20 protein-coding genes and 3 pseudogenes are annotated in these 16513 nt (G+C 67.6%); all 23 read right to left on the bottom strand.

The window, feature by feature from the left end; genetic code table 11:
- A pseudogene (locus AC1DVT_RS10585) lies at nucleotides 1–255 on the bottom strand (tRNA pseudouridine(38-40) synthase TruA); the annotation flags it as partial.
- A gap of 177 nt (nucleotides 256–432) precedes the next feature.
- Nucleotides 433–1863: a mechanosensitive ion channel domain-containing protein gene (locus AC1DVT_RS10580; protein WP_477388765.1), complete on the bottom strand. Its 1431-nt coding sequence runs from the start codon at nucleotides 1861–1863 to the stop codon at nucleotides 433–435.
- 8 nt (nucleotides 1864–1871) lie between these two features.
- On the bottom strand, nucleotides 1872–4007 hold the full coding sequence (locus AC1DVT_RS10575; RefSeq protein ID WP_477388763.1) for an adenylate/guanylate cyclase domain-containing protein: 2136 nt from the start codon (nucleotides 4005–4007) through the stop codon (nucleotides 1872–1874).
- Between the two features lie 413 nt (nucleotides 4008–4420).
- A complete protein-coding gene (gene rplQ, locus AC1DVT_RS10570; RefSeq protein WP_477388761.1) occupies nucleotides 4421–4993 on the bottom strand; it encodes a 50S ribosomal protein L17 in 573 nt (190 codons plus the stop codon).
- Between the two features lie 74 nt (nucleotides 4994–5067).
- Nucleotides 5068–6057: a DNA-directed RNA polymerase subunit alpha gene (locus AC1DVT_RS10565; RefSeq protein WP_457101820.1), complete on the bottom strand. Its 990-nt coding sequence runs from the start codon at nucleotides 6055–6057 to the stop codon at nucleotides 5068–5070.
- Between the two features lie 185 nt (nucleotides 6058–6242).
- The gene (gene rpsK / locus AC1DVT_RS10560; RefSeq protein WP_457101821.1) at nucleotides 6243–6641 is read right to left on the bottom strand and encodes a 30S ribosomal protein S11; all 399 of its coding nucleotides are present in this window, start codon (nucleotides 6639–6641) and stop codon (nucleotides 6243–6245) included.
- A 32-nt stretch (nucleotides 6642–6673) separates the two neighbouring features.
- Nucleotides 6674–7054 carry a 30S ribosomal protein S13 gene (gene rpsM, locus AC1DVT_RS10555; RefSeq protein WP_457101822.1) on the bottom strand — a complete coding sequence of 127 codons (381 nt, stop codon included), beginning with the start codon at nucleotides 7052–7054 and terminating at the stop codon, nucleotides 6674–6676.
- 158 nt (nucleotides 7055–7212) lie between these two features.
- Nucleotides 7213–7329 (bottom strand): 50S ribosomal protein L36, encoded by a 117-nt coding sequence (gene rpmJ / locus AC1DVT_RS10550; RefSeq protein WP_183499672.1) that lies wholly within the window; start codon nucleotides 7327–7329, stop codon nucleotides 7213–7215.
- 70 nt (nucleotides 7330–7399) lie between these two features.
- Nucleotides 7400–7621 carry a translation initiation factor IF-1 gene (gene infA / locus AC1DVT_RS10545; RefSeq protein WP_017201569.1) on the bottom strand — a complete coding sequence of 74 codons (222 nt, stop codon included), beginning with the start codon at nucleotides 7619–7621 and terminating at the stop codon, nucleotides 7400–7402.
- Nucleotides 7622–8052: 431 nt separating this feature from the next.
- Complete coding sequence (locus tag AC1DVT_RS10540) at nucleotides 8053–8892, bottom strand: hypothetical protein (protein ID WP_477388767.1); 840 nt, start codon at nucleotides 8890–8892, stop codon at nucleotides 8053–8055.
- A 20-nt stretch (nucleotides 8893–8912) separates the two neighbouring features.
- Nucleotides 8913–9104 (bottom strand): annotated as a pseudogene (locus tag AC1DVT_RS10535) (hypothetical protein); the annotation flags it as partial.
- A gap of 143 nt (nucleotides 9105–9247) precedes the next feature.
- Nucleotides 9248–9937, bottom strand: a complete 690-nt coding sequence (locus AC1DVT_RS10530; RefSeq protein ID WP_477388758.1) for a DsbA family protein — start codon at nucleotides 9935–9937, stop codon at nucleotides 9248–9250.
- Nucleotides 9938–9948: 11 nt separating this feature from the next.
- Nucleotides 9949–10815 carry a type I methionyl aminopeptidase gene (gene map / locus AC1DVT_RS10525; protein WP_477388757.1) on the bottom strand — a complete coding sequence of 289 codons (867 nt, stop codon included), beginning with the start codon at nucleotides 10813–10815 and terminating at the stop codon, nucleotides 9949–9951.
- Complete coding sequence (locus AC1DVT_RS10520; protein WP_457101826.1) at nucleotides 10787–11404, bottom strand: adenylate kinase; 618 nt, start codon at nucleotides 11402–11404, stop codon at nucleotides 10787–10789. The genes map and AC1DVT_RS10520 overlap by 29 nt, the downstream gene beginning before the upstream one ends.
- Nucleotides 11401–12723 carry a preprotein translocase subunit SecY gene (gene secY, locus AC1DVT_RS10515; RefSeq protein WP_457101827.1) on the bottom strand — a complete coding sequence of 441 codons (1323 nt, stop codon included), beginning with the start codon at nucleotides 12721–12723 and terminating at the stop codon, nucleotides 11401–11403. The genes AC1DVT_RS10520 and secY overlap by 4 nt, the downstream gene beginning before the upstream one ends.
- Nucleotides 12724–12869: 146 nt before the next feature.
- The gene (gene rplO, locus AC1DVT_RS10510) at nucleotides 12870–13481 is read right to left on the bottom strand and encodes a 50S ribosomal protein L15 (protein ID WP_457101828.1); all 612 of its coding nucleotides are present in this window, start codon (nucleotides 13479–13481) and stop codon (nucleotides 12870–12872) included.
- Nucleotides 13481–13666: a 50S ribosomal protein L30 gene (gene rpmD, locus AC1DVT_RS10505; protein WP_457101829.1), complete on the bottom strand. Its 186-nt coding sequence runs from the start codon at nucleotides 13664–13666 to the stop codon at nucleotides 13481–13483. The genes rplO and rpmD overlap by 1 nt, the downstream gene beginning before the upstream one ends.
- Nucleotides 13666–14337, bottom strand: a complete 672-nt coding sequence (gene rpsE / locus AC1DVT_RS10500; protein ID WP_457101830.1) for a 30S ribosomal protein S5 — start codon at nucleotides 14335–14337, stop codon at nucleotides 13666–13668. The genes rpmD and rpsE overlap by 1 nt, the downstream gene beginning before the upstream one ends.
- A 20-nt stretch (nucleotides 14338–14357) precedes the next feature.
- Nucleotides 14358–14717 (bottom strand): 50S ribosomal protein L18, encoded by a 360-nt coding sequence (rplR, locus tag AC1DVT_RS10495; RefSeq protein WP_457101831.1) that lies wholly within the window; start codon nucleotides 14715–14717, stop codon nucleotides 14358–14360.
- A gap of 2 nt (nucleotides 14718–14719) precedes the next feature.
- Complete coding sequence (gene rplF, locus AC1DVT_RS10490; RefSeq protein ID WP_457101832.1) at nucleotides 14720–15256, bottom strand: 50S ribosomal protein L6; 537 nt, start codon at nucleotides 15254–15256, stop codon at nucleotides 14720–14722.
- Between the two features lie 6 nt (nucleotides 15257–15262).
- A complete protein-coding gene (gene rpsH / locus AC1DVT_RS10485; RefSeq protein ID WP_457101833.1) occupies nucleotides 15263–15661 on the bottom strand; it encodes a 30S ribosomal protein S8 in 399 nt (132 codons plus the stop codon).
- A gap of 104 nt (nucleotides 15662–15765) precedes the next feature.
- Complete coding sequence (gene rplE, locus AC1DVT_RS10480; protein WP_477388754.1) at nucleotides 15766–16353, bottom strand: 50S ribosomal protein L5; 588 nt, start codon at nucleotides 16351–16353, stop codon at nucleotides 15766–15768.
- Nucleotides 16354–16355: 2 nt separating this feature from the next.
- Nucleotides 16356–16513: pseudogene (locus AC1DVT_RS10475) on the bottom strand (50S ribosomal protein L24); the annotation flags it as partial.

Raw genomic sequence — 16513 nt, 5'->3', positions numbered from 1 at the left:
GTCGGATGCCGCGGCCCGCTGCTGCTGCCGTGCCGCGAGTCGCTGCTGCTGCGGTTCGTCGAGGTCGAGGTGGGCGACCTGGCCGGTCGCGTGCACCCCCGCATCGGTGCGGCCCGCGACGACCAGCCGGGGCTCGCCGCCGAGGATCCGCGCCAGGCCGTCCTCGAGGGTCCCCTGCACGGTGCGGAGCCCGGGCTGCCGCGCCCAGCCGCGGAAGTGCGTGCCGTCGTAGGCGATGTCGAGGCGGATGCGCACCGCCCCAGCCTATGGCCGCGGCATCCGTCCGTCCCCGGGGAGCCGTCACACTTCCCCGTCGAGCCGATACGTTCCCATCGAGCCGATACGTCCGCAACCGTCGGCAGCGTCACGGCTCGCGAACAACGTCACGGCTCGCGAACGCTCCGGCGCGCGGCCAGACCAGCAACCCAAGGGTCAGCCGAAGACGCGCCGGCTGAGGTCGAGCGTCTCGCCGACCGCCTGCAGCGCCGAGCGGGCCAGGCGCACGCGGTTCTCGTTCTCGCGCACGATCTCGCGCGCCAGCACCGGGTGCGAGCGCACGATCTCGTCGAGCACCTCGACCGGGATCCAAACCACCTCGACCTCGGTGAGCGCGATCGCCCGCGAAATGGTCGCGCCGCGGGTGAGCGCCGTGAGGCCGACCGCGTCGTTGCGGCGCAGCTCGGTGATCTGCACGAATCCCGAGTCGGTCGGCACGCCGAGCATCACGCGTCCGGCGAGGATGAACCGCGTCGCGTGCGGCACGACGCCGGGCCGCAGKATCACCTCGCCCGCGCAGTAGCGCTCCAGGCGTGCGGTCGTGGCGAGGGCCGCGGCATCCTCCGGCCTCAGACTGAGTGAGGGCGAGATCTGGTGGAGGGCGGCGTCGAGCCGCTCCGCGGAGTTCCACTCGTCGGTCGCATCCCCATCGAGGTGCAGGTCGGCGCGGCGCGCGGCATACCAGAGGCGGGTCGTGAACGCGTCGAGCACGGCCTGCTCGTCGCCCGGCGACGTCAGCGGAATCATCACCCGATAGGTCGCATTGCCGACCGTCGTGACGGTCGGCTCGCGGTTCTCGGCGACGAGCGGGATGTCGCGCGCGACCTCGATCATGAGGGAGCGCACCCGCACCGGGGCGTCGTCCGTCGAGAACGACACCTCCGCCTGGGCGGCGAACGGGTCGAGCGACCGCGACAGGTTCACGAACGCCCCGTCGGCGAGCTCTGCCGTCGGCATGATCACGATCCCGTTGCCGGTGTCGAGGTGCACCGCGCGCCAGTTGACCTCGATGATCTGCCCGCGGGTGCCGCCCGAGTCGATCCAGTCGCCGAGCTGGAACGGCGCCTCGAAGATCAGGAACAGACCGGACACGATCGAGCCGACCGCGTTCTGCAGCGCGAGTCCGACGACGATCGAGGTGATCCCCAGCGCCGCGAAGACGCCGGCGACATCGGCATCCCAGACCCAGTAGAACACCAGCGCGATGCCGACGATGATGAAGACGAACCGGATCAGATCGCTGAAGATCGTCGGGAACCGGTCGCGCCACGACCCCTTCTCGGCCCGGTGGAAGACGAGGTGGTTGATGGCGTTGATCGTGATGACGATGACGAGCAGGCCGAAGATCGTCCAGACGACCCGCGGCCAGGTGCCCGACCCCTCCCACGCGTCGGGCTGCGAGATGAGCACCAGGATCCCGGCGACCGGCACCAGGTAGTTGCGCACCATCGCGACGATCGGCGCCGAGCGGCTGCCGCGGCGAGCCAGCGCGTTCGTGAGCTCGGTCAGCCCGATGAGCACGAGCGGCAGGCCGACCGAGACGATGACGGCGGGCCAGAACCACGGCTGCGCGGTGATGTCTCCCATCGGATGCCTCAGCTCCCGGTGACCGGAACGGCGGTGTCGATCCGCCAGACCCGCTGCGTGCCGGTCTTGGTGTCGACCTCGCCCGCGGCGGTGACCGGGATCGTGTCAGGTATGCGGTCCGCGACGCGCTGGGTGATGTAGATGCCCGGTTCGTCGGACCCGCCCTGTACGCGGAACGCCAGGTTCACGGCATCCCCCCACATGTCGTAGACGATGCGGGCGCGCCCGATGAGGCCGCTCGTCACCTGACCGGAGTCGAGGCCGGCGCGCAGGCCGAGCTCGACGCCCTGGTGGGCGGAGTAGCGCTCGAGGATCGTGTTGAGCTCGATCGCGAACTCGACCGCGCGGCGCGCGTTGTCGACCCGCGGCGTGCCGAGGCCGACGCTCGCGACATAGGACTGCCGGGTCGTGCGCACGCGCTCGACGCCGAGGCGCACCGCGGCCTCATCGAAGATGCGGATGAGCTCGTTGAGCTTGGTGACGGCCTCTTCGGAAGAGAGGGTCAGTGCGAGCTCCTCGAACCCGACGATGTCGGCGAAGATCACCGTGACATCCTCGTTGTCCTGGGTGATCGCCTCGTCGCCGTGCCGGTAGCGATCGGCCATCCCCTCGGGCATGAACGACAGGATGAGCCGCTCGTTCGCCTTCTCCTGCTCCTCGAGCAGGTGCGACTTCACCAGCAGGCTGCGGCTCATGTCGTTGAAGGCGGTCGCGACGTCGGCGAGCTCGTCGCTCGTGCCGGCGTCGACCTGGACGCCCTCATCGCCCTTCGCGATGCGGTTGGCCGCCTCCTTCAGCCGGCGCAGCGGCCGGACGAAGACCTGGGCGAGCACCAGCGAGAGCAGGCAGACGAAGATGATCATCGCGGCGGTGGAGAGGATCAGGTTGCGGGTGAAGTCCTCGACCGGAGCCATCGCCTCCTCGTACGACTCCTGGGCGATGATCACCCAGTTGAGACCGTCGACGTTCACCGGCGCGTACGAGGTGAGGCTGCTGCGGCCGAGATAGTCATCGGCGAGCAGGGTGCCGCTCTCCCCCGTCAATGCGCGGGTGACCGCGTCGCCGCCGATCGTCTGCTGCAGCAGGGTGTTGCCGTTCTGCACGCTCAGCGCCGCCGCGGCCGGAGAGAGGCCCGCCGCGATGGCGGCCTTCGCGTAGTCCTCCGGGGAGTCGTGCAGCTGCCGCGAGATCGAGCGCATGAACCCGTCGCGCCCGACCAGGTAGGTCTCGCCGGTGGCGCCCAGGCCGCTGTCGGCCCACTCCCCGCTCACGGTCATGACGTCGTTGATCCGGTCGATGGGCAGCTCCACCGCGAGCGCTCCGATGACCGTGCCGTCCACCGCGATCGGGGTCACGGCCCAGCCGGCGGGATTGCCGAGGCTCGGGCTGTAGCCCGCGAAGTCGGCGAGCACGACGTCGCCCACGATGTTGCTGCTCATGGCCTCGCGATACGCGCCGGCCAGGTTCGACATCCGATACGGTCCGTCGATCAGGTTCGTGCCAAGGTCGACGCCCTTGTACGCCGTGTAGACGACGTTGCCCGCGGTGTCGATCATCAGGACGTCCTCGAACGCCTGCAGCTCGGTCATCGCGCGGTAGTAGGGGTGGTACTGCGCGTGCGCCGCCGACCACGCGCTGCCGTCGCCCGCGTCGTCGACCTTGATCGCGTCTTCCCACGTCTCGTAGGGGATCACGTAGTGGTACTGCAGGTACTGGGCCGCAGCATCCTTCGGCGTGAAGGTGGATCCGTCGACATCCTTGCCGGTCGCCTCGGACAGCTGCGCGGCGAAGGTGTCGGCGTAATAGCCGTCGACGGCAGCGGATGCCGCGGCATCCAGCTCCTGCGCCTGCRGCTCGGCGAAGCCCTCGGTGAAGGCGACGGCCGCCTGCTTGCTGGTCTCGTTCATCGCGCCGAGGCGCACGGCGTTCTCGATCGTCGCGAACAGCTCGGTGACCTCGCGGGCGCGGCTCTCGCGGATCTCGACGAGCTTCTCGGTCGCGATGGAGCGGAGGGCCTGGGTGCCGTTCACGTAGCCGATGACGCCGACCACGATGCTCGACAGCACGCTCACCGACAGCAGCATGATCAGCAGGATCGAGTAGATCGACAGACCGGCACGCTGACGCGGCCGCGGTGTGCCCACCCAATCGGCGGTGACCGCGGCCGGAACGACTTCGTCGGACGCGGTTGTCCGATCTCCGGAAACGCTGGTGACGTTGACTCCTGATTACCCCAGATCCCCAGAACCCCAGGGGATCCGCTCAGGATAGCGGGGCGGGCGCCCCGACCGATAGGGGCGGATGTGACCCGTGTGGCAGTTGTGACCCGGGATGTTCTTGTCTGCCCACCCGGCCGGGGTCAGCCTCGCCGCCATCACCACGAGCCGATACGTTTCGCGCGAGCCGATACGGTCCCCACGGTGGCCTGCGTATCGGTTCGATGGGAACGTATCGGCTCGACACGAAGAGTGGGGGGGCAGGCAACGACACCCCGAACGCGGCGAGACCCGCACACCCAGAAGGGCGTGCGGGTCTCGCGTGCGTGTGGAGCTGTGCGTCAGGCCTTGGCCTCATCGGCGGCGGCGTCGTCGGCGACGACAGCCTCCTCGGCGACGGCCTCAGCGGCCGCGCCTTCCTCGGGCGACTCGGCACCGGCGTCGACGACGTCCTCGGCGGGAGCCTCCTCAACCGGAGCCTCCTCAACGGGAGCCGGAGCAGCCTTGGCGGCCGGCTTCGACGAAGAAGCAGCAGCCTTCTTGGCCTTCGGGTTCACCGGCTCGAGCACGAGCTCGATGACAGCCATGGGGGCGTTGTCGCCCTTGCGGTTGCCGATCTTGGTGATGCGGGTGTAGCCACCCGGACGGTCGGCGACGAGCGGCGCGATCTCGGTGAAGAGCTCGTGCACGGCCTCCTTGTTGCCGATGACCGACAGCACGCGGCGGCGGGCGTGCAGGTCGCCGCGCTTGCCGAACGTGACAAGGCGCTCCGCCAGCGGACGCAGGCGCTTGGCCTTGGTCTCGGTGGTGGTGATGCTCTTGTGGATGAACAGCGCAGCAGCGAGGTTCGCGAGCAGCAGGCGCTCGTGGGCGGGACCGCCGCCGAGGCGGGGACCCTTCGTGGGCTTGGGCATATCAATTACTCCAGTGGGAAAAGGTTCGGCTCAGGATGCCTGTGCCCGGCGTCGCCGCCGGGCCTCGGCATCCGTCAGATGGTCTCGTCGTCGTAGCCGCCGTAGAAGTGCGCGCCATCGAACCCGGGAACCGAGTCCTTCAGCGACAGACCGAGCGAGATGAGCTTGTCGCGCACCTCGTCGACCGACTTCTGACCGAAGTTGCGGATGTTCATGAGCTGCGTCTCCGAGAGGGCGACGAGCTCGGACACCGTGTTGATGCCCTCGCGCTTGAGGCAGTTGTACGAGCGCACCGACAGATCGAGGTCCTCGATCGGCATCGACAGCTCGTTCGACAGGACGGTCTCGACCGGCGCGGGGCCGATCTCGATGCCCTCGGCCTCGACGTTCAGCTCGCGGGCGAGACCGAACAGCTCGGTGAGCGTGCGACCGGCCGAAGCGACGGCGTCGCGCGGGGCGATCGACGACTTCGACTCGACGTCCAGGACGAGCTTGTCGAAGTCGGTGCGCTCCCCTGCGCGCGTCGCGTCGACGCGGTAGCTCACGCGGAGCACCGGCGAGTAGATCGAGTCGATCGGGATCTGACCCGCCTCGGCGTACTCGTTGCGGTTCTGCGTCGCCGACACGTAGCCACGGCCACGCTCGATGGTGAGCTCGAGCTCGAACTTCGCGGTGTCGTTCAGCGTGGCGATGACCAGCTCGGGGTTGTGGATCTCCACACCGGCGGGAGCGGAGATGTCCGCCGCCGTGACCTGGCCGGCACCCGTCTTGCGCAGGTACGCCGTGATGGGCTCATCGCGCTCGCTCGAGACGACGAGGCGCTTGATGTTCAGGATGATCTCGGTGACATCCTCCTTGACACCGGGAATGGTGCTGAACTCGTGGAGGACACCGTCGAGGCGGATGCTCGTGACGGCCGCACCGGGGATCGACGAGAGGAGGCTGCGACGGAGCGCGTTGCCGATCGTGTAACCGAAGCCGGGTTCCAGCGGCTCGATGACGAAGCGGCTGCGGAACTCCGAGATCTTCTCCTCGGTCAGAGTGGGACGCTGTGCGATGAGCACTATGTGTTCCTTTCGGCGAAGTGCCCGCTATTTGACACTTGCATTTGATGAGGTGTGTTGAGTTTTTTTCGCGGATGCCTCGCGCCGAGGCATCCGGAAGCGTGCGGTGGTCCTTCGACAGGCTCAGGAGCCGATCGGTCCCTCAGGAGCCGTTGGGTCCCTGAGCCTGTCGAAGGGTCCGAAGATCAGACGCGGCGGCGCTTCGGGGGACGGCAGCCGTTGTGAGCCTGGGGCGTCACATCGTTGATCGAGCCGACCTCGAGGCCAGCGGCCTGGAGGGAGCGGATCGCGGTCTCGCGGCCCGAGCCGGGGCCCTTCACGAAGACGTCGACCTTCTTGACGCCGTGCTCCTGCGCCTGACGCGCAGCAGACTCGGCGGCCATGCCGGCCGCGTACGGGGTCGACTTGCGCGAGCCCTTGAAGCCCACGCCACCGGACGAAGCCCAGCTGATGACGGCGCCCGTCGGGTCGGTGATCGAGACGATCGTGTTGTTGAACGTCGACTTGATGTGGGCCTGGCCCAACGCGATGTTCTTCTTTTCCTTGCGACGCGGCTTGCGCGCGGCGGTCTTGGCCTGTGCCATGTGCGTTTTCTCCTAAACCTTCTGGGCCCGCGTTACTTGCGGCCGGCCTTCTTCTTGCCGGCGACGGTGCGCTTCGGGCCCTTGCGGGTACGCGCGTTCGTCTTGGTGCGCTGACCGTGCACGGGCAGGCCGCGACGGTGGCGGATGCCCTGGTAGGAGCCGATCTCGACCTTGCGGCGGATGTCGGCTGCCACCTCGCGGCGGAGGTCGCCCTCAACCTTGTAGCTCGCGTCGATGTAGTCGCGGAGCGCGATGAGCTGGTCATCGCTGAGGTCCTTCACGCGGACGTCCGGGCTGATCTCGGTCGCGGTGAGGATTTCGTTCGAACGGGTGCGACCCACACCGTAGATGTAGGTCAGGGCGATCACCACGCGCTTGTCGCGCGGGATGTCGACGCCGGCAAGACGTGCCATGCGCATCTCCTAGGAGTGACGTGGAGGTGTGGAGCAGCATCTGTGCCCGGGCCTCCAACCCGGGGTGTCCCCGCTTACGCGGTTCTGGTGCTGCCTTTATGTGTATTCAGTTGTGGAGTTCCGGATGCCGCGTGCCGCGGCATCCGACAAATCTGTGACTAGCCCTGACGCTGCTTGTGGCGCGGGTTCGACTTGCAGATGACCATGACGACGCCGTGACGGCGGATCACCTTGCAGTGATCGCAGATCGGCTTGACGCTGGGCTTGACCTTCATGATGTTTCCTGTTTCGCTGTCTTCGTCGGGCGGGCGCGCGAGCGCCCGGGACGTTACTTCTCGACCGGGTCTAGCGGTAGCGGTAGACGATGCGGCCGCGGGTGAGGTCGTAGGGGCTGAGCTCCACGACCACGCGGTCCTCCGGGATGATGCGGATGTAGTTCTGCCGCATCTTGCCCGAAATCGTGGCGAGGACCTTGTGTCCGTTGCTGAGCTCAACGCGGAACATCGCGTTGGGCAGCGCCTCGGAGATCACGCCTTCGATCTCGATGACACCGTCTTTCTTCGCCATACGCTCGCTAACACTTGTGCAAACCGGTCGGTCTGCGGTGGATGGGGGTTTGGTGCCTGGACACGCCAACAAGGGCGCAACGCACCAAAGATCAAGCATACGTGATAAAGGATAGGTCGGCAAACCCGCGCGGGCCCCGGCGGGGGTGCTCGCCCTCGTCTCCCTCGGCCTGGCCGTGCTTGACTCCCGTGCACGAGCCGAGACGTTCCCGGCGAGCCGATACTCCAGCAACCGTCGGCAACGTCACGGCTCGCGAACAACGTCACGGCTCGCGAGGGCTCGCCGCTCGGGAGGCAGACGGGGTCCCCGCCGTTGACGAGACCTCAGCCCGCGCCCACGAGCCGAGACGTTCCCGGCGAGCCGATACGCCAGCGACCGTCGGCAACGTCACAACTCGCGGACAACGTCACAGCTCGCGAGCGGTGTGACGCTCAGCGGGGTGGGTGCACATGGAAGGCGGCCAGCCGCGACCCGAGCGTCGCGGAAGACTTGATGTCCGCCGACCCCCACCGAGGCATCCTGYGGTGGGTGGTGCCTCGGATCCAGTCCTCGCGCTGCTTCTCCTCGAGCATGACCTGCTCGAGGCTGATGCCACGCTCTTCGGCCTGCAGCAGGTACTTGCCCTTGCCATCGAACTCGCCCCAGGCGTCCCCCAGGTCGAAGTCGACGTAGTAGAAGCCGTCATGCGGGGAGGGAATCGGTACCTGCAGCTGCGGAACCCGGAATCCGAGGTCGAGCAGGTACAGCCGGCTGACGCTCTCGCCAGGCAGCTGGGCACGTCCGTCGGCGAGGCCCATCACCAACCGCGCCCGTCGCACTCCCCGCGCCCTGCGGTGGCGCTCTGCGATAGTGAGGACTTCGGCGATGAATTCCTGGGCCGCGGCCGAGTGGTACATGTGAGCAGAGCCGTCCCACGCGACTTTGCGGAGGGCAGCGTCCGCTACTGACAGCCCGGCCTCGAGCGGCACCGTTCGGACGATGTCCGCGACGGTGYGCGCCAGGGTCGTGCACGGAATCCCGTCGATCGTCGTGCGCTCGGTCGCCGCCACTTCGATCTCGTGCCTGGCGATGCCGGGACGCCCGCTGTTCGTGTGGCCATCGAGCCCCGCACTGCTCGTGTGGACGTGCGTCGGGGTAAGCCGGAAGAGCGGCAATTCGTGGATCGCTCCAGCCGAGACGTGCGAGTACGGCGCCTCGGAGCTCGAGCGCTGCGCGTCGACGGCCACCACCTGCAGCAGATGACGACCCTCGGAGTACTGCGCGTCCCACACCGACTTTTCGCGTAGACGCCCCGATGCACCCGCCGCAGCGTCCCATCAGCGAGCGCAGCCGACACCGCTCTGTCGCTCAGCCCTCTTGCCTCGAGGTCCGAGCGGAACAGCAGGTGGCCACGAGCATCCGAGATTCGCACGCCACAACCGTGCCTCCAGGCTGGGCCCCGGCATCCGACCCGTCCCTTAGGTGTGGAATCCCCCGCCGCCATCCCTTCTCGGGAGGAGCCGCCGCCGCGAAAACCCAGCGCGAGCCGAGACGTTGCCGTCGAGCCGATACCGTTCCCACCATGGGGAGCGTATCGACTCGCGGCGAACGTATCGGCTCGACGCGAAGTAGAAGCAGAGGGGAGGGTCAGCCCTGGAGGGGGGTCACCAGGTCGGCCTTGGGGTCGCCGGTCAGCGTCAGGATCTCGCCGTTCAGCACCACCGTGGGAGTGCCGATGCCGGCGGCGCCCTCCTTGACCGGGGTCTTCTTGGTCATGGCCGTGACGTAGTCCATGTAGATCCCGTCGTTCACGCACGAGTCGATGCCGGTCACGCCGACGCCCTCGGCGATCGCGAGGATCTGGTCGTCGGTCAGTCCCGTCGAGCCCTCCGCGGGCTGGTTCGCGTACATCGCCTGCATGAAGGGGACGGATGCCTCGGCATCCGCCACTGCGACGCAGTACATCGCGCTGGCAGCCCGGGTGGAGTACTCGGTGCCCTGCGAGGCCCGGTCGAGGATCGAGATCGGGTGGATGTTCTGGGTGATCGTCCCGTCGTCCACCAGGCCCTCGATCGTCGAGCCGTAGCTCTGCTCGAAGTCGTTGCAGATCGGGCACATGAAGTCGATGTAGGTGTCGAGCACGTCCGCGCCGTCGCCCACGATGATCGCGCCGGTCTCGGTGTCGATGTTCGAGGCCTCCGGAGACTGACCGGGTGCGGTCGAGGTCGCCGCGTTGTTCATCCACACGACCAGTCCGCCGACGACCACGAGCGCCACGACGACCCCCACGCTGATCCAGATCGCGAACCAGTTCACCTTGCGTGCAGCCGCAGCCATACCTCTGCCTCTCAGTCGATCGCCGTCGGCACGACACCGAACGGCGCGAGGCCCGCGGCCCCGCCGTCGGGTGCCGTCAGCACCCAGATCCCGCCATCATGCACGGCGACGCTATGTTCCCAATGGGAGCCGGCGGTGCCGTCGAGCGTCGAGACGGTCCAGCCGTCGTCCTCGATGAAGGTCGCCTGGTCTCCGATGACGACCATCGGCTCGATCGCGACGGCGAGGCCGGGCCGCACATCGGGCCCGTCCTCGGGGACGCGGTAGTTGAACACCGACGGCGACTCGTGCATCTTGCGGCCGATGCCGTGGCCGACGTAGTCGCGCAGGATGCCGTAGCCGAGGCCCGACGCGACGATGTAGTCCTGCACCGCGCCGCCGACMTCGCCCAGGTGGCGGGCCGTGGCAAGCGCCGCGATCCCCGCCCACAGCGAACCCTCGGTGATGCGGGACAGCTGCTCGCGCTCGGCGACGACCTCGGGGCGCGACGGGTCCGGCACGACGACCGTGAAGGCCGAGTCGCCGTTCCAGCCGCGATACTCCGCGCCCGCGTCGATCGAGACGATATCGCCCGGCTCGAGCACGCGCGAGGACGGGATCCCGTGCACGACCTGCTCGTTGACCGACGTGCAGATCGTGTGGCGGTACCCGCGCACCATCTGGAAGTTCGAGAGCGCGCCCCGAGCGCCGATGACACGGGATGCCTCGGCATCCAGTTCCGCCGTCGTGACACCCGGTGCGATCAGGGTGCGCACCGCGGCCAGCGCGGCGGCCGTGATCAGCCCGGGCTCCACCATCGACCGCAGCTGGGCGGGCGACTTGTAGATCGAGCGGCGGAACGCGACCACGTCAGGCGGCGGCAGCGCGCGCGAGGCCACGGGCCTCGAGAGCGGCGACGATCCGGTCGGTGATCTCGTCGAGCGAGCCGACGCCGTCGATCTCGACGACGATGCCGCGCGGCCGGTAGACATCGAGGATCGGGGCCGTCTCACGCTCGTAGATCGCGAGCCGGTTGACGATGACCTCTTCGGTGTCGTCGCTGCGACCCTGCTTCGCTGCACGCAGCGACAGGCGGGAGATGCTCTCGTCGCGCGGCACCACGAGCTCGATCACCGCGTCCAGCTCTTCACCGCGTCCGCCGAGGAAGGCGTCGAGGTCTGCGACCTGGCCCAGGTTGCGCGGGTAGCCGTCGAGCAGGAAGCCGCTCGCGGCATCCGGCTGCGACAGCCGGTCGCGCACGACCGCGCTGGTCAGCTCATCGGGCACGAGGTTGCCGGCCTGGATGATCTCGGTGACCTGTGTGCCGAGCTCGGAGCCGCTCGCCACCGCGGCCCGGAACATGTCCCCGGTCGAGATGGCCGGGATGCCGAAGCCCTCCGCGATGCGGATGCCCTGGGTGCCCTTGCCTGAGCCCTGCGGCCCGACGATCAGGAGCCGGACGTGACGCGCGTCGCGCGCCCCCGTCACCGGAGCAGCCCTTCGTAGTGCCGCTGCTGCAGCTGCGCATCGATCTGCTTGACCGTCTCGAGACCGACGCCGACCATGATCAGGATCGAGGTGCCGCCGAACGGGAAGTTCTGGTTCGCACCGACGAGGGCCAGCGCGATCAGCGGAAGCAGCGCGATCAGACCGAGGTAGATCGAGCCGGGCAGCGTGATGCGGGTGAGCACGTAGTCCAGGTACTCGGCGGTCGGCCGGCCGGCACGGATGCCGGGGATGAAGCCGCCGTACTTCTTCATGTTGTCGGCGACCTCGACCGGGTTGAACGTGATCGCGACGTAGAAGTACGTGAAGCCGACGATGAGCAGGAAGTACAGGAGCATGTAGAGCGGGTGGTCGCCCCGCACCAGGTACAGCTGGATCCAGGCGACCCAGCCCGGCACGGTCTCGCCAGCCTGCGGCTGGTTGAACTGCGCGATCAGGGCGGGGATGTACAGCAGCGACGAGGCGAAGATGACGGGCACGACGCCGGCCATGTTCACCTTGATCGGGATGTAGGTGTTGGTGCCGCCATAGGTGCGACGGCCGACCATGCGCTTGGCGTACTGCACCGGGATGCGGCGCTGGGACTGCTCGACGAACACCACGAGCGTCATCACCACGATGCCGACGGCGACGACGAGGAGGAAGACCTCGAAGCCCTTCGTCTGCGCGATGGCCCACAGCGATGCGGGGAACGCTGCGGCGATCGAGGTGAAGATCAGGATCGACATGCCGTTGCCGATGCCCTTCTCGGTGACGAGTTCGGCGAACCACATGATGAGGCCGGTGCCGGCGGTCAGCGTGATGATCATCAGCAGCTGCGCCCACCAGATGGTGTTGGTGAGGAGATCCTGGCACTCCGGGACGCCGGACGATCCGAACAGCTGACCGCTGCGGGCGACCGTGACGAGCGTCGTGGACTGCAGCAGCGCCAGCGCGATCGTCAGGTAGCGGGTGTACTGCGTGAGCTTGGCCTGGCCCGACTGGCCCTCTTTGTAGAGGGTCTCGAAGTGCGGGATGACCACGCGCAGGAGCTGGATGATGATCGTCGACGTGATGTACGGCATGACGCCGAGCGCGAAGATCGACAGCTGCAGCAGCGCGCCACCTGAGAACAGGTTGACCAGCGACAGCAGACCCTCGGTGCCGGCGCTCGCCGCGAGGCAGGCCTGCACGTTCGGGAAGTCGACGAAGGGGGCCGGCACATGCGCGCCGAGCCGGTACAGGGCGATGATCGCCAGTGTGAATGCGATCTTCCGACGTAGATCAGGGGTACGGAAGACCCGCGCGATAGCGCTGAACAAGAGGATGCCTCCAGAAGGGATGCCGGTGCGCGACGGGGCGCACCGTCAACAAGAGTAACGCAGGGCGCACCCCTCGACGTTGCGGGGGCGGCTCCGGAGACAGCAGCGAGGGCTGGAGACCTGCTCCAGCCCTCGCGGCTTCACTGCTATTTGACCGAACCGCCCGCGGCGACGATCTTCTGCTCGGCAGAACCCGAGACCTTGTCGACCGACACTGTGAGCTTGACCGCGATGTCGCCGGTGCCGAGCACCTTGACCTTCTCGTTCTTGCGAACGGCACCCTTGGCGACGAGGTCGCCGATGGTGACCTCTCCACCCTTGGGGTACAGCTCGGCGAGCTTCTCGAGGTTGACGACCTGGTACTCGACCCGGAACGGGTTCTTGAACCCGCGGAGCTTCGGGGTGCGCATGTGCAGCGGCATCTGCCCACCCTCGAAGCCGGCCTTGACCTGGTAGCGGGCCTTCTGGCCCTTGGTGCCACGACCGGCCGTCTTGCCCTTCGAGCCCTCACCGCGACCCACGCGGGTCTTGGCGGTGTTGGACCCGGGAACGGGACGCAGGTGGTGCACCTTGAGCACGCCGGGGCGCGCTGCCGGGGCATCCGCCTTCGGAGCGGCCTTCTTGGCGGGTGCCTTCTTGGCGGTGGTCGCCTTGTCAGCAGCAGCCTTGGCGGGCGCCTTCTTTGCGGCAGCCTTGGGGGCGGCCTTCTTCTTGGGAGCCTCAGCCTTGACGGCCTCGACCTTTTCGTTCTCAGCCATCAGTCGATCTCCTCAACCTTCACGAGGTGAGCGACGGTCCGGACGTAGCCGCGCGTCTGCGCGTCGTCGGGGCGGACGACAGAGTCGCCGATCCGCTTCAGACCGAGCGAGCGCAGCGTGTCCCGCTGATTCTGCTTCTCACTCACCTTGGACTTTGTCTGCGTGACCTTCAGCCGCGAAGCCATCAGGCACCTACCTTCTGTGCGGCCGCGGCAGCCTCAGCCTCGGCACGGACGAGCCGGGCGGGGGCGACCTGGTCGAACTCGAGGCCACGACGCGCGGCGACCGCGCGCGGCTCCTCGAGCTGCTTGAGCGCTGCGACGGTCGCGTGCACGATGTTGATCGTGTTCGACGAGCCGAGCGACTTCGAGAGGACGTCGTGGATGCCGGCGCACTCGAGGACGGCGCGCACAGGCCCACCCGCGATAACACCGGTACCGGACGATGCCGGACGCAGCAGCACGACACCGGCAGCGGCCTCACCCTGCACCGGGTGCGGGATGGTGGAGCCGACACGGGGAACGCGGAAGAAGTTGCGCTTGGCCTCTTCGACACCCTTCGAGATCGCGAGGGGGACCTCTCGGGCCTTGCCGTAGCCGACCCCGACGACGCCGTTTCCGTCGCCCACGACCACGAGGGCCGTGAAGCTGAAGCGGCGGCCGCCCTTGACGACCTTCGACACGCGGTTGATCGTGACGACGCGCTCCAGGAACTGGCTCTTGTCCGCGTCACGCGAACCGCGGTCACGCTGGTTGGCGTTGCGCTCACGGCCACCGCGGCGGGGCTCGCGCTCCCGCTCGGTGGTCGCCTCAGCAGGCGCCTCAGTCGTGGCGGCAGCAGCAGCCGGCTCGGTCACGTTGGTCTCCTTGATTTCACTCACAGGTTCAGCCCCCCTTCGCGGGCGCCGTCGGCGATTGCCGCGACCCGGCCCGCGTAGCGGTTGCCACCACGGTCGAACACGACGTCTTCGACGCCGGCGGCCTTGGCACGCTCGGCGACGAGTTCGCCGACCTTGCGGGCCTTCGCGGTCTTGTCACCGTCGAACGTACGAAGGTCGGTTTCGAGGGTCGACGCGGATGCCACGGTGTGGCCCTTGCTGTCGTCCACAACCTGCACGAACACGTGGCGGGCCGAACGCGTGACGACCAGGCGCGGACGCGCCTCGGTGCCGATGACCTTCTTGCGAAGGCGGGCGTGACGACGCGAACGCGCGTCTGTCTTCGACTTCACAGCCATGGTTACTTCCCACTCTTTCCGGCCTTGCGGCGCACGACCTCGCCGGCGTACCGCACACCCTTGCCCTTGTAGGGCTCGGGCTTACGAATCTTGCGGATGTTCGCAGCCGCCTCGCCGACGGCCTGCTTGTCGATGCCGCTGACGGTGAGCTTGTTGTTGCCCTCGACCGTCAGGGTGATGCCCTTGGGCGGGTCGATCAGAACGGGGTGCGAGAAGCCCAGGGCGAACTCGACCGAGCTGCCCTTCTGCGCAACGCGGTAACCCGTGCCGACGACCTCGAGGCCCTTGGTGTAGCCCGTGGTGACACCGATGATGTTGTTGTTGATGAGGGTGCGGGTCAGGCCGTGAAGCGACCGCGACGCACGCTCGTCGTCGGGACGGGTGACGAGCACCTGGCCCTCTTCGACGACGACCTCGATGGGACGGGCCACGGTGAGCGCAAGCTCGCCCTTGGGCCCCTTGACGGCGACATCCTGGCCGTCGACCGTGATGGTCACGCCGGCGGGAATGTCGATCGGGAGACGTCCAATACGCGACATATCAGGTCACCACACGTAGGCGAGGACTTCCCCACCCACGCCCTTCTGCTCGGCCTGGCGGTCCGTGAGAAGACCGGAGGAAGTGGAGAGGATGGCGACGCCGAGGCCGCCGAGGACCTTGGGGATCTCGCTCGACTTCGCGTACACGCGGAGGCCGGGCTTCGAGACGCGCTTGATGCCGGCGATCGACCGCTCGCGGTTCGGGCCGTACTTCAGCTCGAGGGTGAGGGTCTGGCCCACGCGGGCTTCCGACACCTCCCAGGAGGCGATGTAGCCCTCACGCTTGAGGATCTCGGCGATGTGCGACTTGAGCTTCGAGCTCGGCAGCGACACGGAGTCGTGGTGCGCCGAGTTCGCGTTGCGCAGCCGGGTCAGCATGTCTGCGACCGGGTCTGTCATTGTCATGGGTTGTTTCCTTTGTTCATAAGGTTTCGGCTGCCGTTACACGACAGACGACCTTCTATGAGGGCCCCGGGCCCTGAGACGAGCTCAGGGACCGGGATGGGGTGTTACGCCTGGGCGTCTTCCGTGCGGAACGGGAAGCCCAGGGCGCGCAGGAGGGCGCGGCCTTCGGCATCCGTGTTCGCCGTGGTCACGACAGTGATGTCGAAACCACGCACGCGGTCGATCTTGTCCTGGTTGATCTCGTGGAACACGGACTGCTCCTGGAGACCGAACGTGTAGTTGCCGTGGCCGTCGAACTGGTCACCCGAGAGGCCGCGGAAGTCGCGGATACGGGGCAGTGCGAGGTTGACCAGGCGGTCGAGGAACTCCCAGGCACGGTCGCCGCGAAGGGTGACGTGTGCACCGATCGGCTGACCCTCGCGCAGCTTGAACTGCGCGATGGACTTGCGGGCCTTGGTGACGACGGGCTTCTGCCCGGTGATMTTGGTGAGGTCGTCGACCGCACCATCGATCACCTTGCTGTCGCGCGCAGCCTCACCGACACCGGTGTTGACGACGACCTTCACGAGACCGGGGATCTGCATGACGTTCGCGTAGCCGAACTCTTCCTGCAGCGCCTTCTTGATCTCGCTGTTGTACTTCTGCTTCAGGCGGGGCTGGATCTTGCCAGCCACTGCGGCAGTGGTGCTCATGTTCAGAGGTCCTTGCCTGACTTCTTCGCGTAGCGCACGCGGACGGTGCGCTTCACGCCGTCCTTGGTCTTCTCCTCGACGCGGTGGCCGACACGGGTCGGCTTCTTGCTCGAGGGGTCGACGATGGCGACGTTGGAGATGTGGATGGGGGCCTCGAAGG

Source organism: Microbacterium sp. P2_F9, from assembly GCF_056403635.1.
The sequence above is the reverse complement of the archived record's forward strand: the minus strand, read 5'-3'. Positions and strand labels throughout refer to the sequence as shown.